At 59.7% G+C, this 16,031-nt stretch carries 15 protein-coding genes; 4 read left to right on the top strand and 11 right to left on the bottom strand.

The genetic code is table 11. From position 1 onward, the window contains the following. Positions 1-53: 53 nt before the first annotated feature. The 9 genes from EDE09_RS11485 to EDE09_RS11445 all read right to left on the bottom strand — a co-directional run bounded on the left by EDE09_RS11485 (position 54) and on the right by EDE09_RS11445 (position 9,035). Positions 54-986, bottom strand: a complete 933-nt coding sequence (locus tag EDE09_RS11485) for a HEPN domain-containing protein (protein WP_132410472.1) — start codon at positions 984-986, stop codon at positions 54-56. A gap of 376 nt (positions 987-1,362) precedes the next feature. Further along, positions 1,363-1,833 (bottom strand): DUF2214 domain-containing protein, encoded by a 471-nt coding sequence (locus EDE09_RS11480; protein WP_132410470.1) that lies wholly within the window; start codon positions 1,831-1,833, stop codon positions 1,363-1,365. Between the two features lie 10 nt (positions 1,834-1,843). Beyond that, on the bottom strand, positions 1,844-2,227 hold the full coding sequence (locus tag EDE09_RS11475) for a DUF6152 family protein (protein ID WP_132410468.1): 384 nt from the start codon (positions 2,225-2,227) through the stop codon (positions 1,844-1,846). A 103-nt stretch (positions 2,228-2,330) separates the two neighbouring features. After that, positions 2,331-3,692 carry an AcvB/VirJ family lysyl-phosphatidylglycerol hydrolase gene (locus tag EDE09_RS11470; protein ID WP_132410466.1) on the bottom strand — a complete coding sequence of 454 codons (1,362 nt, stop codon included), beginning with the start codon at positions 3,690-3,692 and terminating at the stop codon, positions 2,331-2,333. Next, positions 3,689-5,008, bottom strand: coding sequence for a GNAT family N-acetyltransferase (locus EDE09_RS11465; RefSeq protein ID WP_132410464.1), 1,320 nt, complete (start codon positions 5,006-5,008; stop codon positions 3,689-3,691). Before EDE09_RS11465 ends, EDE09_RS11470 begins: the two co-directional genes overlap by 4 nt. A gap of 203 nt (positions 5,009-5,211) precedes the next feature. Beyond that, complete coding sequence (locus EDE09_RS11460; RefSeq protein ID WP_132410462.1) at positions 5,212-6,252, bottom strand: sulfate/molybdate ABC transporter ATP-binding protein; 1,041 nt, start codon at positions 6,250-6,252, stop codon at positions 5,212-5,214. Between the two features lie 15 nt (positions 6,253-6,267). Beyond that, positions 6,268-7,137 carry a sulfate ABC transporter permease subunit CysW gene (cysW, locus tag EDE09_RS11455; RefSeq protein WP_132410460.1) on the bottom strand — a complete coding sequence of 290 codons (870 nt, stop codon included), beginning with the start codon at positions 7,135-7,137 and terminating at the stop codon, positions 6,268-6,270. Next, positions 7,130-7,987 carry a sulfate ABC transporter permease subunit CysT gene (gene cysT / locus EDE09_RS11450; RefSeq protein ID WP_132410458.1) on the bottom strand — a complete coding sequence of 286 codons (858 nt, stop codon included), beginning with the start codon at positions 7,985-7,987 and terminating at the stop codon, positions 7,130-7,132. Before cysT ends, cysW begins: the two co-directional genes overlap by 8 nt. A gap of 13 nt (positions 7,988-8,000) precedes the next feature. Further along, entirely contained in the window at positions 8,001-9,035 is a 1,035-nt protein-coding gene (locus tag EDE09_RS11445) for a sulfate ABC transporter substrate-binding protein (RefSeq protein ID WP_132410456.1), read from the bottom strand. 324 nt (positions 9,036-9,359) lie between these two features. Between EDE09_RS11445 and greA the strand changes: the two genes are divergently transcribed. Beyond that, the gene (gene greA / locus EDE09_RS11440) at positions 9,360-9,842 is read left to right on the top strand and encodes a transcription elongation factor GreA (RefSeq protein ID WP_132410454.1); all 483 of its coding nucleotides are present in this window, start codon (positions 9,360-9,362) and stop codon (positions 9,840-9,842) included. A 36-nt stretch (positions 9,843-9,878) separates the two neighbouring features. Here the strand turns inward: greA and EDE09_RS11435 are convergent, their stop codons facing one another. After that, a complete protein-coding gene (locus EDE09_RS11435; protein WP_105371811.1) occupies positions 9,879-10,334 on the bottom strand; it encodes an Rrf2 family transcriptional regulator in 456 nt (151 codons plus the stop codon). Between the two features lie 361 nt (positions 10,335-10,695). On the opposite strand from EDE09_RS11435, the gene EDE09_RS11430 reads away from it, so the two are divergent. From EDE09_RS11430 to cysN, 3 genes are read left to right on the top strand one after another with little or no spacing between them, the layout of a single operon-like run. Next, positions 10,696-11,478, top strand: coding sequence for a phosphoadenylyl-sulfate reductase (locus tag EDE09_RS11430; RefSeq protein WP_132410452.1), 783 nt, complete (start codon positions 10,696-10,698; stop codon positions 11,476-11,478). A gap of 40 nt (positions 11,479-11,518) precedes the next feature. Next, positions 11,519-12,472: a sulfate adenylyltransferase subunit CysD gene (gene cysD, locus EDE09_RS11425; RefSeq protein ID WP_112802569.1), complete on the top strand. Its 954-nt coding sequence runs from the start codon at positions 11,519-11,521 to the stop codon at positions 12,470-12,472. Between the two features lies 1 nt (position 12,473). Then, positions 12,474-13,961, top strand: a complete 1,488-nt coding sequence (gene cysN, locus EDE09_RS11420; protein ID WP_112802567.1) for a sulfate adenylyltransferase subunit CysN — start codon at positions 12,474-12,476, stop codon at positions 13,959-13,961. A gap of 244 nt (positions 13,962-14,205) precedes the next feature. Here the strand turns inward: cysN and EDE09_RS11415 are convergent, their stop codons facing one another. Beyond that, complete coding sequence (locus EDE09_RS11415; protein ID WP_132410450.1) at positions 14,206-15,987, bottom strand: hypothetical protein; 1,782 nt, start codon at positions 15,985-15,987, stop codon at positions 14,206-14,208. Between the last annotated feature and the right edge of the window lie 44 nt (positions 15,988-16,031).

Below are 16,031 nucleotides of genomic sequence, written 5' to 3'. Positions count from 1 at the left end.
GGCGGCGAGCCATGATGCCGGGCCATTCGTTCGAGGGGCTACTCAGTTCAAGACTATGAGGATGCCTTGGTCGCTAGTGCCTCCTTGCAGACTTGCTCGACGAGCCCCTGAAGGACCTGAATGCGTTCCACCAGCCATTGCAGCTCTTCGTCAGTGATTTCGTAGTGGGGAGAATAGCGTGCATCGACATAAGCGCGATCGAGCCGTTCGAAGCACCGGCGGGCGAACTTGGTATCCCGCGGCCATGCCTCGATCAGCCGCGGCTCGAGCCGCTCTGCCGAGGACCGAAGAGATTTCAGCCGGTGCGATTTTGGGCTGTAGAGCGTCAGCACGAGGAGGACGCAGTGGTAGAGGCGCTCTGTGGCCTGATGGAGCATAAATGCACCATCGCACCAAATCCTTCGCTCGATGGCAATGCTGGCTAATTCGAAAGCGTCCGCGGAAAGGGCGAACCATCTTTGAAAATATGCCTGTGCTTCCTTCCTCGCCTCGTCTTCGCTGAGCGGCTTTGGTGCCACAAAGGGATGGCCGTCCTTCTCATAGAGCATGATGCCATCGCGGACGATGTCGATGAAGAACGGCTTCCCGCGGGCCAGCTGGTCGTTCACATCCTGCAGCGTGTGCACGATGACATTGACCGGCGTTTCAATCGTTTTCGTCACCAATAGCTCGCGCAAAAAATGATCGGAGACGTCGTGCCAAAGCTCGTTTTCCTCGCCGACGCTATGCATGTTGACGACGACAAGAATGTCATAGTCGGAGCGGTAACCGCTCTTGTGGTCCTCCACCCAGCCGCCGCGGCTATACGAACCAAATAAAATGACTTTGAGGATCCGGCCGGCCTTCTGTTTTTCCGAAAGCTTTGACTGCTGCGCGGCATCGAACTCCTCGAAAATAATCTTCAAGGCGCGCGAAAGCTCCCGCCGCTTGCGCTCCGGAAGATGGCCTAAAGCCTCGTTGTCAGTCACACCAACACCTGTGTCCATTGTCGTACAGCAGCCTCGCAAATTTATGGAAGCAAGCCACGCTTGAAATCGTGGCTACGACTTGATCATCGCACTAGCTCACTCGTGAAGATATACAACCTAAAGGCTTTCCCCGCCACTCGTTGCACATACCGATGACGTCAGTGACGATAGTCTGCGTGCCGCGGACTCGCTAGTTCCATAGATGCCCTTGGTCAACCTGAACGAATCTACGAACGGAACAGATGCCACGGCCTCGACTCGTGATCAGACGTTCAACATGTCGGTGCCCGAACGCGATCGTCAGTCAAAAAGAGCTGCTCACACGCGTCCAGTTCGACATCAGCCAAAGATAGGGTCGCGTAAGAGATAGCCCCTTCGGATAGCGATCTCCCATCTATAAAAACCCGATCCAGCGACCAGCAATCACGGCGCCGACCCAGGAAAGAACCGAAAATGTTGCACCAACACGCAATGCCATACTTGGCGTCTCTCCCGAAAGCACCGCTCGCCATCCGCTTCCGAAGTGCACGACCGCGACGTTGACAAGGGCGAGCGCGACAAGGCAGAGCTTCGCCAGGAAGGCGGTGTTTCTTGCATATTCCGTTGGTCGGACAGAAAACAGGCAGAGGCCGGTGAGGACGGCGAGAAAGACGCCTGCGGCGGCGATCCGGGAAAGATAGGGAGCAATCGCGGCCAAGGGGACAGCCGGAGCAAAGCCCAGCAATCGCAGGTCGAGCGCCAGGATCGCTCCGAAAAGCGTACCGATGCCGAGGATATGTGCGGCGTTGACCAAGAGATAGAGTGTCGAAGAGGCAATCAGGGCTCGTGCAAGCAGCGTCTCGGCAAGCGGCGCAAGCCACTCCATCGACATCGCCTCAATTGCTCTTGATCCGCTCGGGATAGATGTCGAAGGTTTTGCCAGCGACGATGATCCGGACGGCCTTCATGCGCTTTTCGTTGCGGTCTTCGGAACGGTTGCCGGTGGCAACGATTCCATCGCCGACTTTTGCCTGCCCCTCCACAAAGCCCGAGCGCTGGGTCTGGTTCGGGTTGCCGAGTTCGACACGCCAGACTCCATCTTCGGCCTTGACCTCTAAAGTAGGATGCGGCGGCGCGAAGGAAAGCGACTGGATCGTGCCCTTAAGATCGATCTGGTCGGCTTCGGCCCAGGACCAGCCATGGTGGGCCGCAGCCGAGCCCGCCAATGCGGCGGCAAGGGCGGCTCCGGCAAAAATGCGGGTGATTGGATATCGGGTCATGGAGGCTCTCCCCGGGGTTTTAGAATTCACCTGGGAAGATGTGGACGCGGTGGCGATTGACCAGAGGGTTTCACCTCTTCTTGAATGACCGGTGAGACGCCGGTCAATTCGCCGCCGTCACCGCAATCGCCCGATCCAGGATCAGCCGGCCGAGCGCACGGTAGTCGCCATCGAAATGGTGGCCGCCGTCCCGCGCCAAGATCTGAGCGCCCGGCATTTCCGCAACCGCCGGGCAGGCGCTGTCTTCCTCCGCAAGACCATAGATACACTGGATCTTGAAGGGCTCGATTGCCCTCAGATCATCGATGGGATCGCCATATTTGCCGGCGCCGGAAAAACCGAGCCAGCCGGTGACATCGATTTCAAAATCGGCCTGATGCGACAATGCCAGCAGCGAGACAAGCGTGACCGCCTGCCTGTCTACCTCGGGCAGAAGCCGGTAGGTGGCCGGCAGAATGTTCGCACCGAAGGAATATCCGATCAGCAGCACGTCTTCGACCTGCCACCGGTTGCGATAAGCTCTGATGATCCGGGAAAGATCGGCGGCGGTCTGTTCCGGCGTCTTTTCGCTCCAGAAATAGCGCAACGCATCCACGCCCACGACCGGAATGCCGTCCTCCTTGAGATAGGCGCCCAGTTGCTGATCGATATCGCGCCAGCCGCCGTCGCCGGAATAGATGATCGCCATGGCGTCGTGCCGGGGTATCGCCTCGATTGGCACGATCGGCAGATTGAGTGGGGAAGCGGAGCCGGCCAACCCTTTCGTGATCGACGCGGTGTTGAGCGTCAGCGCCGCAGCGGGATTGTCCGCCGTCTCGCGCAGTTCGACCGCCGGATGGGTTTCCTTCAGGGCTTCCACGTGCACGCGACCGGCAGCGTCCGCGCCCGGGGTGAAGACGACGCGCACCGGATTGGGCAGATCGCCCGGGGTCAGTCCATAAACCATACCCTCCGGTACGGGCGTTTTCGGCGCCGGGGTGCAGAGCACTTTGGAGAGCGGGATCGTGGTCTTGGGGTCCACTGAAATGGTTTCGGCAATGGTGGAGACGGGCGTCTGGGCTGCAATGGCGAGCGCGAGCGTCGCCCCGTCGCCGATGCCGGCGACCACGGGCGGGCGGTAGTCGGAAATCTCGGCCGACCGATGAAGTTGGCGGCTCAGATCCTCGATATCGGCGACAAGATAGAGGCAGTCATCCTGCTCAGCCTTCAGTGCAGCGTAATATTCCGGCAGATCGACTCCCACCACCAACGCGCCGTCCTTGATAAGAGTGGCGGTAATCTCCGCTTCCCTCTCCGACCAGCCTTCGCCATCGGAAAGCAACACGACGATGCCGACTGCCGGGCCGTCGGGATAGGAGATCCGGCTGGTTGGCAGACTTCTGGTCTCAAGTTCGGAACCGGATACGAGATGGAAGACTGTCGCAGCAGCCGTGATGCTTGCGACGATGATCGGCAAAAGCCTCATCGGCGCAATAGTCCCTTGAGCCCACCGCCAATGAGCATGGTTATGTCGAATACTGAAAGGACGGGCATGCCAGTGCCGGAGACCGCCAGATAACGCGGATGCCAATCCGGATCGAACTTTGACTTGAAAGCCTGGACCCCGCGAAAATTATAGAAGCGTTCGCCGTTGCGGAAGATGCGCTCGCCGACATGGTTCCAGAGCGGAGCCTTGCTATGGGTCGAAAGGCCGGCAAGCGGCGCCATGCCGAGGTTCAGCGTCTTATACCCCTCGGCCTTCATGTGCTCCATGATACGCACGAAGAGAAGATCCATCATGCCGCGATGGGTCTCGGGGAGATGCCGCATCAGGTCGATGAAGGCATCGCCGCCGGACGCCGTGGAGAGAATGCTGGCAAAGGCCACAATGCGGCCTTTCAACCGGATGACTGCCACCGGTCCGGCAGCGACATATTGCGACTGGAATGTCCCCAGCGAGAACCCTTTTTCCGCTGCATTCTGCGCGGCAAGCCATGTGCGGGAAACGGAAAGCAGTTCATCAAGAACGGCCGGCACCTCCTCCGGCTTCAGCATCGAGAACTCGAGCCCGTCGCGGACCGCCCTGTTGATCGAACGGCGGAGCTTCAGCCAAGCGCCGCCCTTGAGATCGAACCTGGTGAGATCGACGACCGCCTGTTCGCCGAGCTTGTAAGGCTTCAATCCGGCCTCGACAGTCAGCGGCAGAAATTCCGGCGAGACCTGATAGAACACCGCCCGGCACCCTGCCTTTCGGGCCGTCTCCATGAATTTCAGCACCAGATCGGGCCAGGCCTTGCGGCAGCCGATCGGATCGAACAACGCCACCCATGAGCGGCCTTGCTGGGCATACATGATGAAGGCCTTGCCGCAGCTGGAGAAGAGGATCTTCTTGTCGCCGAGGCGCACCAGGCCCCCGATCGCATTCGGCTGCGTGGCTAGGATCTCCACGGCCCGGTTCATCTCCTCGTCGGATGGGGGCTTGCGGCAGGGAGCCGCGCGCCGCAGCCGGTTGGTGGCGACCGTGCCGATCAGAAGCGTCAATGCAAGGCCGGAGGGCGCGTGCATCGGGTCGCCCGAAAGAAACAGCGTCCAACCCAATCTCGCCAGGCTTTCCTCGAGAAAGAGATTGGCGGCGAATGCGATCGTAAAGAGGATCAGGCTGAAGAAGAGGATGATACCGCTGCCGGGGGTAAGCCTGCGGATCAACACCTTCGCCAGCGATACAGCGAGAGGAGCAGGCCGGCTTTCCGGCGAACCCGTATGCGGCTCGGAAGTGTCGTCAATTTGGGCAGTCTCTGCCATGGAATACCTGTCGGGATTAAAGATTGCGCGGCACATTAGATGTCGCGCATGGACCGAAGCTTGCGACGACGGCTATTTACCCGCACTCCGTGAAGCAGAAAATGACATGTATCAATTTTTTACGCTTTTAATGCGGGCGAGAACGGGGTTTAAGGCCGGCCGCGATGCAGCGGCCGGGCCAGATAACCCGAAGACCGGCATCGTCAGGCGTTTGTAAAAACCTTCCACCGCGTCGGACGAAAGCGCACCTCGCTTCCGAGCGCCACCGGCGCATGAAGCGGCACCTCGACCTCGACGTGATAAGGCGCATGGCCCTCATTGGCGATGTCGATCTCTGCAATGCGGGTGCCTGCCAGCCGGCGGCAGGCGGTGACCTTGCCGAACAGCGCATCCTGAGCGTCGACAAGAGATACATCCTCAGGGCGGAAGAAGAGCTCCCCGCTTCCTGCCGCCGGTTCTGAAATGCCGATGGGTTGCCCCTGGAAGAGAATGGTTTTGTCTTTTACTTCCACCGGCAAATGCGAGGATTCTCCGATGAAGGAAAAGACGAAGGGCGAGCCGGGACGGTCGTAGACATCGTCGGCGGAACCGACCTGCTCGATCTTGCCCTGGCTCATGACCACGACCCGGTCGGCAAGCTCGAGAGCCTCTTCCTGGTCATGGGTGACAAACACCGTCGTATGACCGGTCCTGTCGTGAAATTCCCGCAGCCAGCGCCGCAATTCCTTGCGTACCTTGGCGTCGAGGGCGCCGAACGGTTCGTCGAGCAGCAGAATGCGAGGCTCAATCGCCATGGCGCGGGCAAGCGCCACGCGCTGGCGCTGACCGCCGGAAAGCTGGTTCGGATACCGTTTCTCAAGCCCCCCGAGGTGAACCATGTCCAGCAGATCCGAGACGCGGCGGCGTATCTCGGATTTCGGCGGGCGGGCTGACGACGGGCGGACCTTCAGACCGAAACCGATGTTCTCCGCGACCGTCATGTGACGGAACAGCGCGTAGTGCTGAAAGACGAAGCCGACATTGCGCTCCTGCACCGAACGGTGGGACGCGTCTTCGTCGCCGAAAAAAATCTGACCCGCGGTCGGAAAATCCAGACCGGCGATCAGGCGCAGAAGCGTCGTCTTGCCCGAACCGGAAGGCCCGAGAAGCGCGATCAGTTCACCGGAAGCGATTTTCAGCGAAACGTCGTTCAGCGCCGGAAAGCGTTCGAATTCCTTGCGGATATTGTTGATGGTGACTTCCATCGATGCGTAAACCTTTCAATGCCTGCCGCCGGCATTGCCGGCACCGAACCGAAGTTCGAGAAGTGTCTTGAGGGCAAGGGTGACGAGCGCAAGCAGTGCAAGCAGCGATGCCACCGCGAAGGCCGCTACCATGTTGTACTCATTATAAAGTATCTCGACATGCAGCGGCATGGTGTTGGTGAGCCCGCGAATGCGGCCTGAAACCACCGACACGGCGCCGAACTCGCCCATGGCGCGGGCATTGCAGAGCAACACCCCATAGAGCAGGCCCCATTTGATGTTTGGGAGCGTGACCAACCGGAAGGTCTGCCAGCCGGATGCGCCAAGCGACAGCGCCGCCTCTTCGTCGCCGCTTCCCTGGTCCTGCATCAGCGGGATCAGTTCGCGCGCCACGAAGGGAAACGTCACGAATACCGTCGCCAATACGATACCCGGCACGGCGAAGAGGATCTCTATACCCCAGCTTTTCAGAAGAGGGCCAAGCAGGCTGCCCGAACCGAAAAGCAGAACGTAGACGAGACCCGAGATTACCGGGGAGATCGAGAACGGCAGATCGATGAGGGTGATCAGGAAGGCTTTGCCCTTGAACTCAAACTTCGCGATCGCCCAGGAGGCACAGAGCCCGAAGACGAGATTGAGCGGCACGGCGATCGCTGCGACCAGAAGCGTCAGCCGGATAGCAGCCGCTGCATCCGGCTCGGCCAGAGCTTCGTAATAGGCGCCCCACCCTTCCCGGAAAGCCTCCACGAAGACCGAAAGGAGCGGCAGAAAAAGAAAGAAGACGAGAAAAGCAAGCGAAAGCAGGAGAAGCACGACCTTCGTCGCCAGCCCCTCATCTGCCGGATCGCGGAAGGCCGCTTTGGGAGTGCGGGGGTGGTCAGACATTACCGTACCTCCTGCGGCTCCAGGCCTGAATGAGATTGATGACAAGCAACATCAGGAAGGAGATGAGCAGCATGATCGTGGCGATCGCTGTTGCGCCCGCATAGTTGAACTCCTCCAGCCGGATGACGATCAGCAGCGGCGCGATCTCCGAAACATAGGGAATATTGCCGGCAATGAAGATCACGGAACCATATTCTCCGACACCTCTGGCAAAGGCGAGCGCAAAGCCGGTCAGTATCGCCGGCGTCAGTCCAGGCAGGATGACCCGGGAGATCGTCTGGAACCGGTTGGCACCGAGCGTTGCAGCTGCCTCCTCAACCTCCCGATCGATCTCTTCCATGATCGGCTGAACGGTGCGAACCACGAAAGGGAGCCCGATAAAGATGAGTGCTATGACGATGCCAAGCGGCGTAAACGCGATGCGGAAGGGCATGAAGAGGGAGCCGATCCAGCCGTTCGGAGCGTAGAGCGAGGCAAGCGCAATGCCGGCTACAGCCGTCGGCAAGGCGAAAGGCAGATCCACCATGGCATCAACCAGCCGCCGGCCGGGAAAGTTGTAGCGGGTGAGCACCCAGGCGAGAATCGTGCCGAAGACGACATTGACCAAGGCAGCCAGAAAGGCCGTGCCGAAGGATATATAAAGAGCGTCGAGCGTACGTCGGTCGGCAAAGACGGCAAAAAAGCCGCTCCAGCCAAGCTCGGCGGTGCGCCAGAGCAGACCGGCAAGGGGGATGAGAATGATCAGCGACAGGTAGGCGAGCGAAAAGCCGAGCGTCAACCCGAAACCCGGGATGATGCTCGGCTGCTTCAGTCGCCACTTCGCCGGTGAGGCAGTGGCGGTATGGGTCATAAAGGATTCCGAATTACTTCCCGGGCTTGTAGATCTGGTCGAAGATGCCGCCGTCGCCGAAATGTTCGGGCTGCGCCTTTTTCCAGCCGCCGAAGATCGGATCGTCGATTGTGACAAGCTTGATGTCCGGCAGAGCCTTCAGCAGATCCGGCTTTACCACATCACGCTTAGAAGGACGATAGAAGTGCTTCGCGGCGAGGTTTTGCCCTTCGTCGGAATAGAGATAGTGCAGATAGGCCTCGGCCTGCTTGCGGGTGCCCTTGGCGTCGACATTGGCATCGACGACGGCGACCGGCGGTTCGGCGAGGATGGAAACCGGCGGTACGACGATATCGAAAGCGTCCTTGCCGAATTCTTCGCCGGCCAGATAGGCCTCGTTTTCCCAGGCAAGCAGCACATCGCCGATCTGGCGCTGGGCGAAGGTGACCGTCGAGCCACGGGCACCGGTGTCGAGGACGGGCGCGCGTTTATAAAGATCGGCGATATAGCCCTTGATCTTCGCCTGATCGCCCTTGAACTCCTCGTTCGCCCAAGCCCAGGCGGCAAGATAATTCCAGCGCGCGCCACCTGAGGTTTTCGGGTTCGGGGTGACGATCTGGACGTCGCCCTTCACCAGGTCGCCCCAGTTCTTGATCCCCTTGGGATTACCCTTGCGGACAAGGAAGACGATGGTCGAAGTATAGGGCGAGGCATTGTTGGGAAGGCGCGCACGCCAGCCGGCTTTGATCTTGCCGGTCTTCTCGATTGCGTTGATATCGCTTTCGAGCGCCAGCGTCACCACATCCGCCTCAAGGCCATCGATGACCGAGCGGGCCTGCGCACCGGAGCCGCCATGCGACTGCCGGATCGACACGTCTTCTCCCGTCTGGGCCTTCCAGGACTTTGCAAAGGCAGCGTTGACGTCCTTGTAGAGTTCGCGGGTCGGATCGTAGGAAACGTTGAGAAGCTGGGTATCGGCGAAAGCGGGCGTGAACACCCCGACTGTCAGGGAAAGACCGAGAGCGACGGCCCCCAATCCCTTGCCGAATCGCCTGGTGAAACTGAACATGAAGCTCCCTCCTGTGGTTTGGCCGAAACTCTATCGGTTGGGTCGACTTAGTCAATCGAAGGCAAAAAGAAGGCAAAACTGTTTCCCTCGCCGTATTCGGGGGGCAAAGAATGGGTTAATCTTTCTGGCAACGGCAGAACGTGCGCATTGGGAAAAGCGCCTTCGGGAAAATCACAATCCAGCCGCAAGGGAGATTTTGAGGCATTCGAAGAAAGATTTTTCGCCTATTCCGCAACGTGACCGGTTATGGCCATATATGATCCGACGGATGCAAAACCGTTGCTGCCGATCCAAAGATCACCCGCGCCTAACGGAGTTGAAAGATTGAGCGTCGCCTTCACCAAGGAAGATAGTGCCGAAACCGCTTCGGAAACCCTATTGCCCGACCGTCCGATTTCACCTCACCCGAACCTGGTGACGGAGGACGGATTGAAGGCACTGGAACTGCAGCTGGCTCGGGCGCGTGAGGCTTATGAGGCTACGACCACGATCGAAGACGTGAACGAACGCCGCCGGCAGGCTGCCGGCCCGCTGCGCGATCTGCGTTATTTCGCGGAAAGAGTCCGCACCGCGCAGGTTGTCCCAAACCCCGCGTCGGCCGATACCGTCGCCTTCGGAAACACTGTCACCTTCAGCCGCGAGGACGGCCGGGTGCAGACGTATCGGATCGTCGGCGAAGACGAGGCCGACCCCAAGGCCGGATCGATTTCCTACGTATCGCCGGTGGCAAGAGCGCTCACCGGCAAAGCGATCGGGGATGTCGTGAATGTAGGGGGCCAGGAACTGGAAATAACCGCGATTTCGTAATCCCGGCTCCACAGGCGATAGCGGAACCCGGCACTTTCAGGCCGTCAGCAGTTCCCTGACCGGCGTTTTGGTGTCGCCGGCACCTTCGACCGCATCGGCGATCGTGGTGCTGAACAGCACGTCGCGGGTTGCGTCGGCCACGCGGGCGAAGACATGGCGGATCTCGCAGAGGTGCTCGCCATCGCAATCTTCGCATTTGCGGTAGGCGGTCTGAGACAGGCAGGGAAGCGGCGCAATCGGCCCATCCACGAGGCGCAGCACCTCGCCGAACGTGATCGCATCGGCCGACTTCAGGAGCAGATATCCGCCCTGCTTGCCGCGGCGGCTGACAACAATGCCCGAGCGCTTGAGGTCGAGGAGGATCTGCTCCAGGAACTTCTTCGGAATGCTCTGCTGGACGGCAATCTCGGAGATCAGCATCGGCACGTCCGGATCGGCCTGCGCGAGGGCGGCAAGCGCCCTCAGCGCGTATTTCGCTTTCTGGGATATCATCACGCAACCATTAAACGATAACGTCGCCGCGAGGCGAAAGTCCTCACAGCGCCGCTCAAACAGCTTTCAAGGGCATCCACGGGATCGCCGGAAACGGCGCTCAGGGGCTGCATGTCCGCAAGTGGCAATCATGCCTTGCGGGCATGTCTCTGGATTAGCTCAAATTCCGAGAAATTACAAACCAATGCGGGTAGTTAGAGCGGCAAAAATGGTCACGTTTGGTTAAGGCGGCAGGTTTTCTGTGTGCTTGCCGCTTTGGAGAGATATTTGCTCCTCATCCTGTTGTGATGGGACGGGTTTTTCTGTCCTTTCGTGCGCGGAGCCGGGATAATCCAGCAAATGCTCACGGAATGATATCCCCATGACCTTTCATGATGCCGCCAGCCGGGATCGCCTGATACTGGCTTCCACCCTCGACGCACAGCTGCAAGACCTCGATCTTGCAGGTCGTCTCGCGCTTGCCGCCGAGCTTGGCAATGCCGTCTTTACGACGAGCCTCGGCATTGAAGACCAGGTGATATCAGCAGCAATCGGAATTCATCGCCTGTCGATCGAAGTTTCGACACTGGAAACCGGCCGCCTGTTCAAGGAAACGCTGGACCTCATTGGAGAGACGGAGGGGCGGTATGCGATTTCGATCCGCCGCTTTGCGCCTGAACCGGAGGATGTCGACGCCTATGCTGCGAAATATGGCATGAACGGCTTTTACGACAGCGTCGAAGCCCGCCACGCCTGCTGTCATGTGCGCAAGCTGAAGCCTCTTGCAAGAGCTTTGGCAGGAGCGGACGTCTGGATCACCGGGCTTCGCCGCGGCCAGTCGGGCAGCCGTGCCGCGACGCCGTTTGCCGAATACGATGCCGAGCGCAACCTCATCAAGATCAACCCGCTCGCTGACTGGGACATTGATGCGATCCGTGCCCATGTGGCGGCCGAGGCGATCCCGGTCAATCCGCTGCATGCCCGCGGCTACCCTTCGATCGGCTGCGAACCCTGTACGCGCGCCATCAAGCCCGGCGAGCCTGAGCGCGCTGGCCGCTGGTGGTGGGAAAACGACGAGAAACGCGAATGCGGGCTGCATGTGCCGGAAAGCGCATCGCAATCCGCCTCACAGCCCATCCCGCAGGCGAGCCAGATCGCTCGCTGAACCCTTTGTGTTTGTTTCGATAGACTGCCCGGAGACCGAAATGCCTTTGTCAGTACAGGAAACGGAAGTAAAGAACCCGCCCGTTTCCAGACCGCCGCTTGATCCGCATCTCAAAGCCCTCGAAAACGAAGCGATCCACATCTTTCGGGAAGTGGCAGCGGAATTCGAAAAGCCGGTGATGCTCTATTCCATCGGCAAGGACAGTTCCGTCCTCCTGCATCTTGCCCGCAAGGCCTTTCATCCGGGTCGCGTCCCCTTCCCGCTTCTCCACGTCGACACGACATGGAAGTTCCGCGAGATGATCGAGTTCCGCGACGAGATCGCACGGAAATACGATCTGGACCTCGTTGTCCACACCAATCCGCGCGGCGCGGAAGAAGGCATCACGCCCTTCTCCCACGGTTCGGCGCTCTATACAGACATCATGAAGACCGAAGCGCTGCGTCAGGCGCTCGATGACGGCGGCTATGACGCAGCCTTTGGCGGCGCACGGCGCGACGAGGAAGCCTCCCGCGCCAAGGAACGGATCTATTCCTTCCGTACGCCCGACCACAAATGGGACCCGCGCAACCAGCGGCCGGAGCTCTGGAACATCTATAACGGCATGATCAAGAAGGGTGAGAGCGTACGCGCCTTTCCGCTCTCCAACTGGACCGAAGTCGACATCTGGCGCTACATCCAGGCCGAGGACATTCCGCTCGTGCCGCTCTATTACGCCGCCGAACGCCCCTATGTGGAGCGCGACGGGATGATGATCCTCGCCGAGGATCCGCGGCTTGAGCTCCTGCCCGGCGAAACCGTTCAGCACGGCATGATCCGTTTCCGCACGCTTGGCTGCTTCCCGCTGACCGGCGCCATCCGCTCGACCGCTTCCAACCTCGAAGAGGTGATCGCCGAGCTTGAAATCGCCACCGTTTCCGAACGCCAGGGCCGCGCGATCGACCGCGACCAGTCCGGCTCCATGGAAAAGAAAAAGCGCGAAGGATATTTTTAAGATGACCGCTCCAGCCCAAACCGCTTCGGCGACCATCCTGCCCTTTGCCGAACCCGTAAAGGCCGCGCGCGACACGCGCCCGCTGCGCCTCATCACCTGCGGTTCGGTGGACGACGGCAAATCGACGCTGATCGGCCGCCTCCTCTGGGACACCAAGGCGGTCAAGGAAGACCAGGCGGCAACGCTTGCGCGCGACAGCGGCAAGCAGAACGACCTTGGCCTGCCCGACTTCGCACTACTACTCGACGGCCTGCAGGCGGAGCGCGAACAGGGCATCACCATCGACGTCGCCTACCGCTATTTCTCAACCGACCGGCGCTCGTTTATCGTCGCCGACACCCCCGGCCACGAGCAATATACCCGCAATATGGCAACCGGCGCATCGACCGCCGATCTCGCGATTCTTCTGACCGACGCCCGCTCCGGCATACTCGAGCAGACCCGCAGGCATGCGACGATCGCCGCTCTGATGGGCATCCGCCAGTTCGTGCTGGCGGTCAACAAGTTCGACCTCGTCAACTACGACAAGGCGATCTTCGAGAAGATTTCCCACGAATTCCGCGAATTCGCGCTTTCGCTCGGCGTACGCCAGATCACCGCAATTCCGATGTCGGCGCTGAAGGGCGAGAACGTTGTCTATTCGGCCGACAGCGCCATGCCATGGTATGACGGTCCGACGCTAGTCGAGACGCTGGAACTTGCGACCGTACGCACCGCTCAGGCGGGTGGCTTCCGGCTGCCGGTGCAGCGCGTCGCGCGTCCTGGAGAAAGTTTCCGCGGCTATCAGGGCACCGTTGCCGGCGGCTCGATCAAGCCGGGCGACCCGGTCGTCGTCCTGCCGTCCGGCGTGGTCGCCAACGTCAAGCAAATCGTCACCTTTGATCTCGTGCGCAATGCCGCCGTGGCAGGAGATGCGATTACCCTCGTGCTGGACCGGCAAGTGGACGTAGCCCGTGGTGACGTGATCGTTTCGCTCGAAGGGCAACCGATGACCGGCCTTCATTTCGATGCCCAGCTTGTCTCGCTGCAGCCGGGCGGCATCGAGCCGGGCAAACGCTACTGGCTGAAAAGCGGCTCGCGCCGCCAGCGCGTTGCCGTCGAGCCGATCTCCCAGCTTGAGCTTTCGAGCGGCAAGTGGCAACCGCATGCCTCGACGCTCCAGATGAATGCGATCGGCAAGGTGCGGCTTTCCTTCGAGGAGCTGGCGGTCTTCGACGCCTATGAGCAGAACCGCTCGACCGGCGCCTTTATCCTGATCGACCCGGATACGCTGAACACCGTTGCAGGCGGCATGATCACGGCAAAACGCGCCGAACTCGGTGGGATCCACACAGAGGGCCAGCGCGTGCTGATGTCGCTACCGGCAGATCTTGCCGAGCAAATCATGGCAAGCGAGCTGTTCGCCAACCGCCGCGATGAGACCGAAATCCGAAGACTGACGGCAAAGCAGGCTGCCGAGGTTTTCTCGAACGCAGCGAGCGACATCTGAAGTCTTTCCGATCAAGGATGGCGAAGGCGGAGTTCTGCTCCGCCTTAAGACCGGAGATATTAGCTAGAGAACAGGCCATGGCAAGAGAACTCTCCGCCAACTGTCGTGACCAGACGGAACGGAAGCCCATGGCGCCGAAGCATACTGCATAAGTATTTGAGACCTGACATTTGAGACTTCACGAAGAATGCGCTCAATACGCGCAGGGTATTTGTTCCTCGCGACATTCAGCCCCTTGAGCGGATCATCTCTTGCGACCAAGGAGTGCAGCCCGATTGCGCGCCTCGATCACTTCGAAGCCATTTTCGAGTAGGAACGGCATCGCGGTTGTTCCTTTTGCTGACCAGTTGCCCTCGAAATCAGTCCATGTATCGTCGAAACAAATTAACCCATCCTCGGCGAGTGTGCGTACGAGGGACCGTGCGCAATCAAGATGCATCTGGTGGCATTCCGCGTCGCTGATTCGATTGCCAAGGTAGCGTTCGTACCGCTCCTGACGCTGCTCGGAGTGATTTCCATGATCGAAATCGTACGCGTCGAGGAAGACGTAATCGATTGGAGCGGTGTGAGAGGCAAGAAAATCCTCACCTTTGGCAGTGATCGCCTTAAAGGGCAATCCGAGGCGTTTGAACATACGACGCGCACGGCGGCTGTTCGACGGGTCCATATCGACAGTGATGAACTCTATCCCCAGTTCCGCGCAAAGCTGTGCCAACTTACGGGTCGATCCCTGCCCTGGAACATCTTCCCGTGTGGTGCCAATCTCGATCATCAACCGTTTACGTGACATGGGCTCCGGAGGCCTATCCCGCAGCCGCGACATCAATAAAGCGTGTCCATGATCGCCAGTTGATTTCTTCGCGGGCCTGCCGGCAAGTGCCTCATCAAGCGTTGCGATCTGAGGCGGAGCCAAAAGACCCGACTGTCGGAGGCCCGACGTCAACGCGTCCAGGGCCAACGCTCCTCTATTCATATCAAGATAGAGAGACGAGGCCAGTGCGGTGAGCCCCTGAGCCTGCGAAGAGGTTTCATCAAGCGCTTCGGTTACGAGACTGAGTGCCTGCAACACCTCGCCCTTCCGAATGAAATGAGCAGCCACAAGCAGCATGGCGAGTGCCCGCTGCTCCCCACCCAGCGAAGAAAGGAGGGCATCGAGAGCCTCCGGCACAGCTTCCGCAGCGACGATCGAATCAATCTGCGGCAAGAGCGCCTGCACGTTGCGAACGCTAGTGTCAGGAAGCAACATGGAAACTCGCGGCAAGAACCAGGAGATCTGGGCCGAACCGCCCTGTGGTGCGGCAAGCCATGTGGACTCGGCGCGGTAGGTCAAGCAATCGGTTTCGATGAGGCGATAGGGATCGTAGCTGAGTCTGGCGCAAAGTTGTTCGTAGGCTGGAGCTCCGCCGAAATAATCTACCGGCTCTACTACAGTTGGTGCCGGAGGACTCGGCGGTGATTCCTGGCCCAGCAGTATCTTTATCAAAACCGCCTGACGATTAGCTGCGTCTTCGTAGCGCAAAACGTTATGCGTTGTAAGATCCTGCAGGTGTTCGGAAAGCACTTCGCAGAAATCCTGGAGGGAAAGGCCTAACGCCGGACCAGCTGCCACATAGGCCCGCCAAGGATGACAGACCAACAACCGCATTCGTGATGGGTTGAAGGCGAAGCCGGAAGGGAGAGTAAAGGGTGTTGCGATCAGGAAAAGCTCACGTCCCTCGCGCGCGAGATCATGCTGCATCGTTCGAACCATCGCTTCGGACAGGTACAATCCGTCCGGCTCGGACAATCGACGAAACTCCATGGCCGGCACATGACCACGCCACCAGTCCAAATCGAGGGGAGGCAGGCCGGGGAAGGCGACAAGAAGCGCCGGCGCTTCCGTTTTCGGAGTTGCCGCGATCTTTTCGCACTGCTGCAAGAGGCTGGTTAGCGGCTCGCCGGGAAGACTCCCTAACGTCTGTTTTGGATAGGAACCACTTTCAAGGACTCTGATCATGTCTTCGAAAAGCGCGACGGTTTCGCTCAATCGTATTGGATCCGAGGTTACGACGGAATTCGGAACATTTTTTT

This window comes from Neorhizobium sp. S3-V5DH (genome assembly GCF_004343065.1).
Classification (GTDB): domain Bacteria; phylum Pseudomonadota; class Alphaproteobacteria; order Rhizobiales; family Rhizobiaceae; genus Neorhizobium; species Neorhizobium huautlense.
The sequence above is the reverse complement of the archived record's forward strand: the minus strand, read 5'-3'. Positions and strand labels throughout refer to the sequence as shown.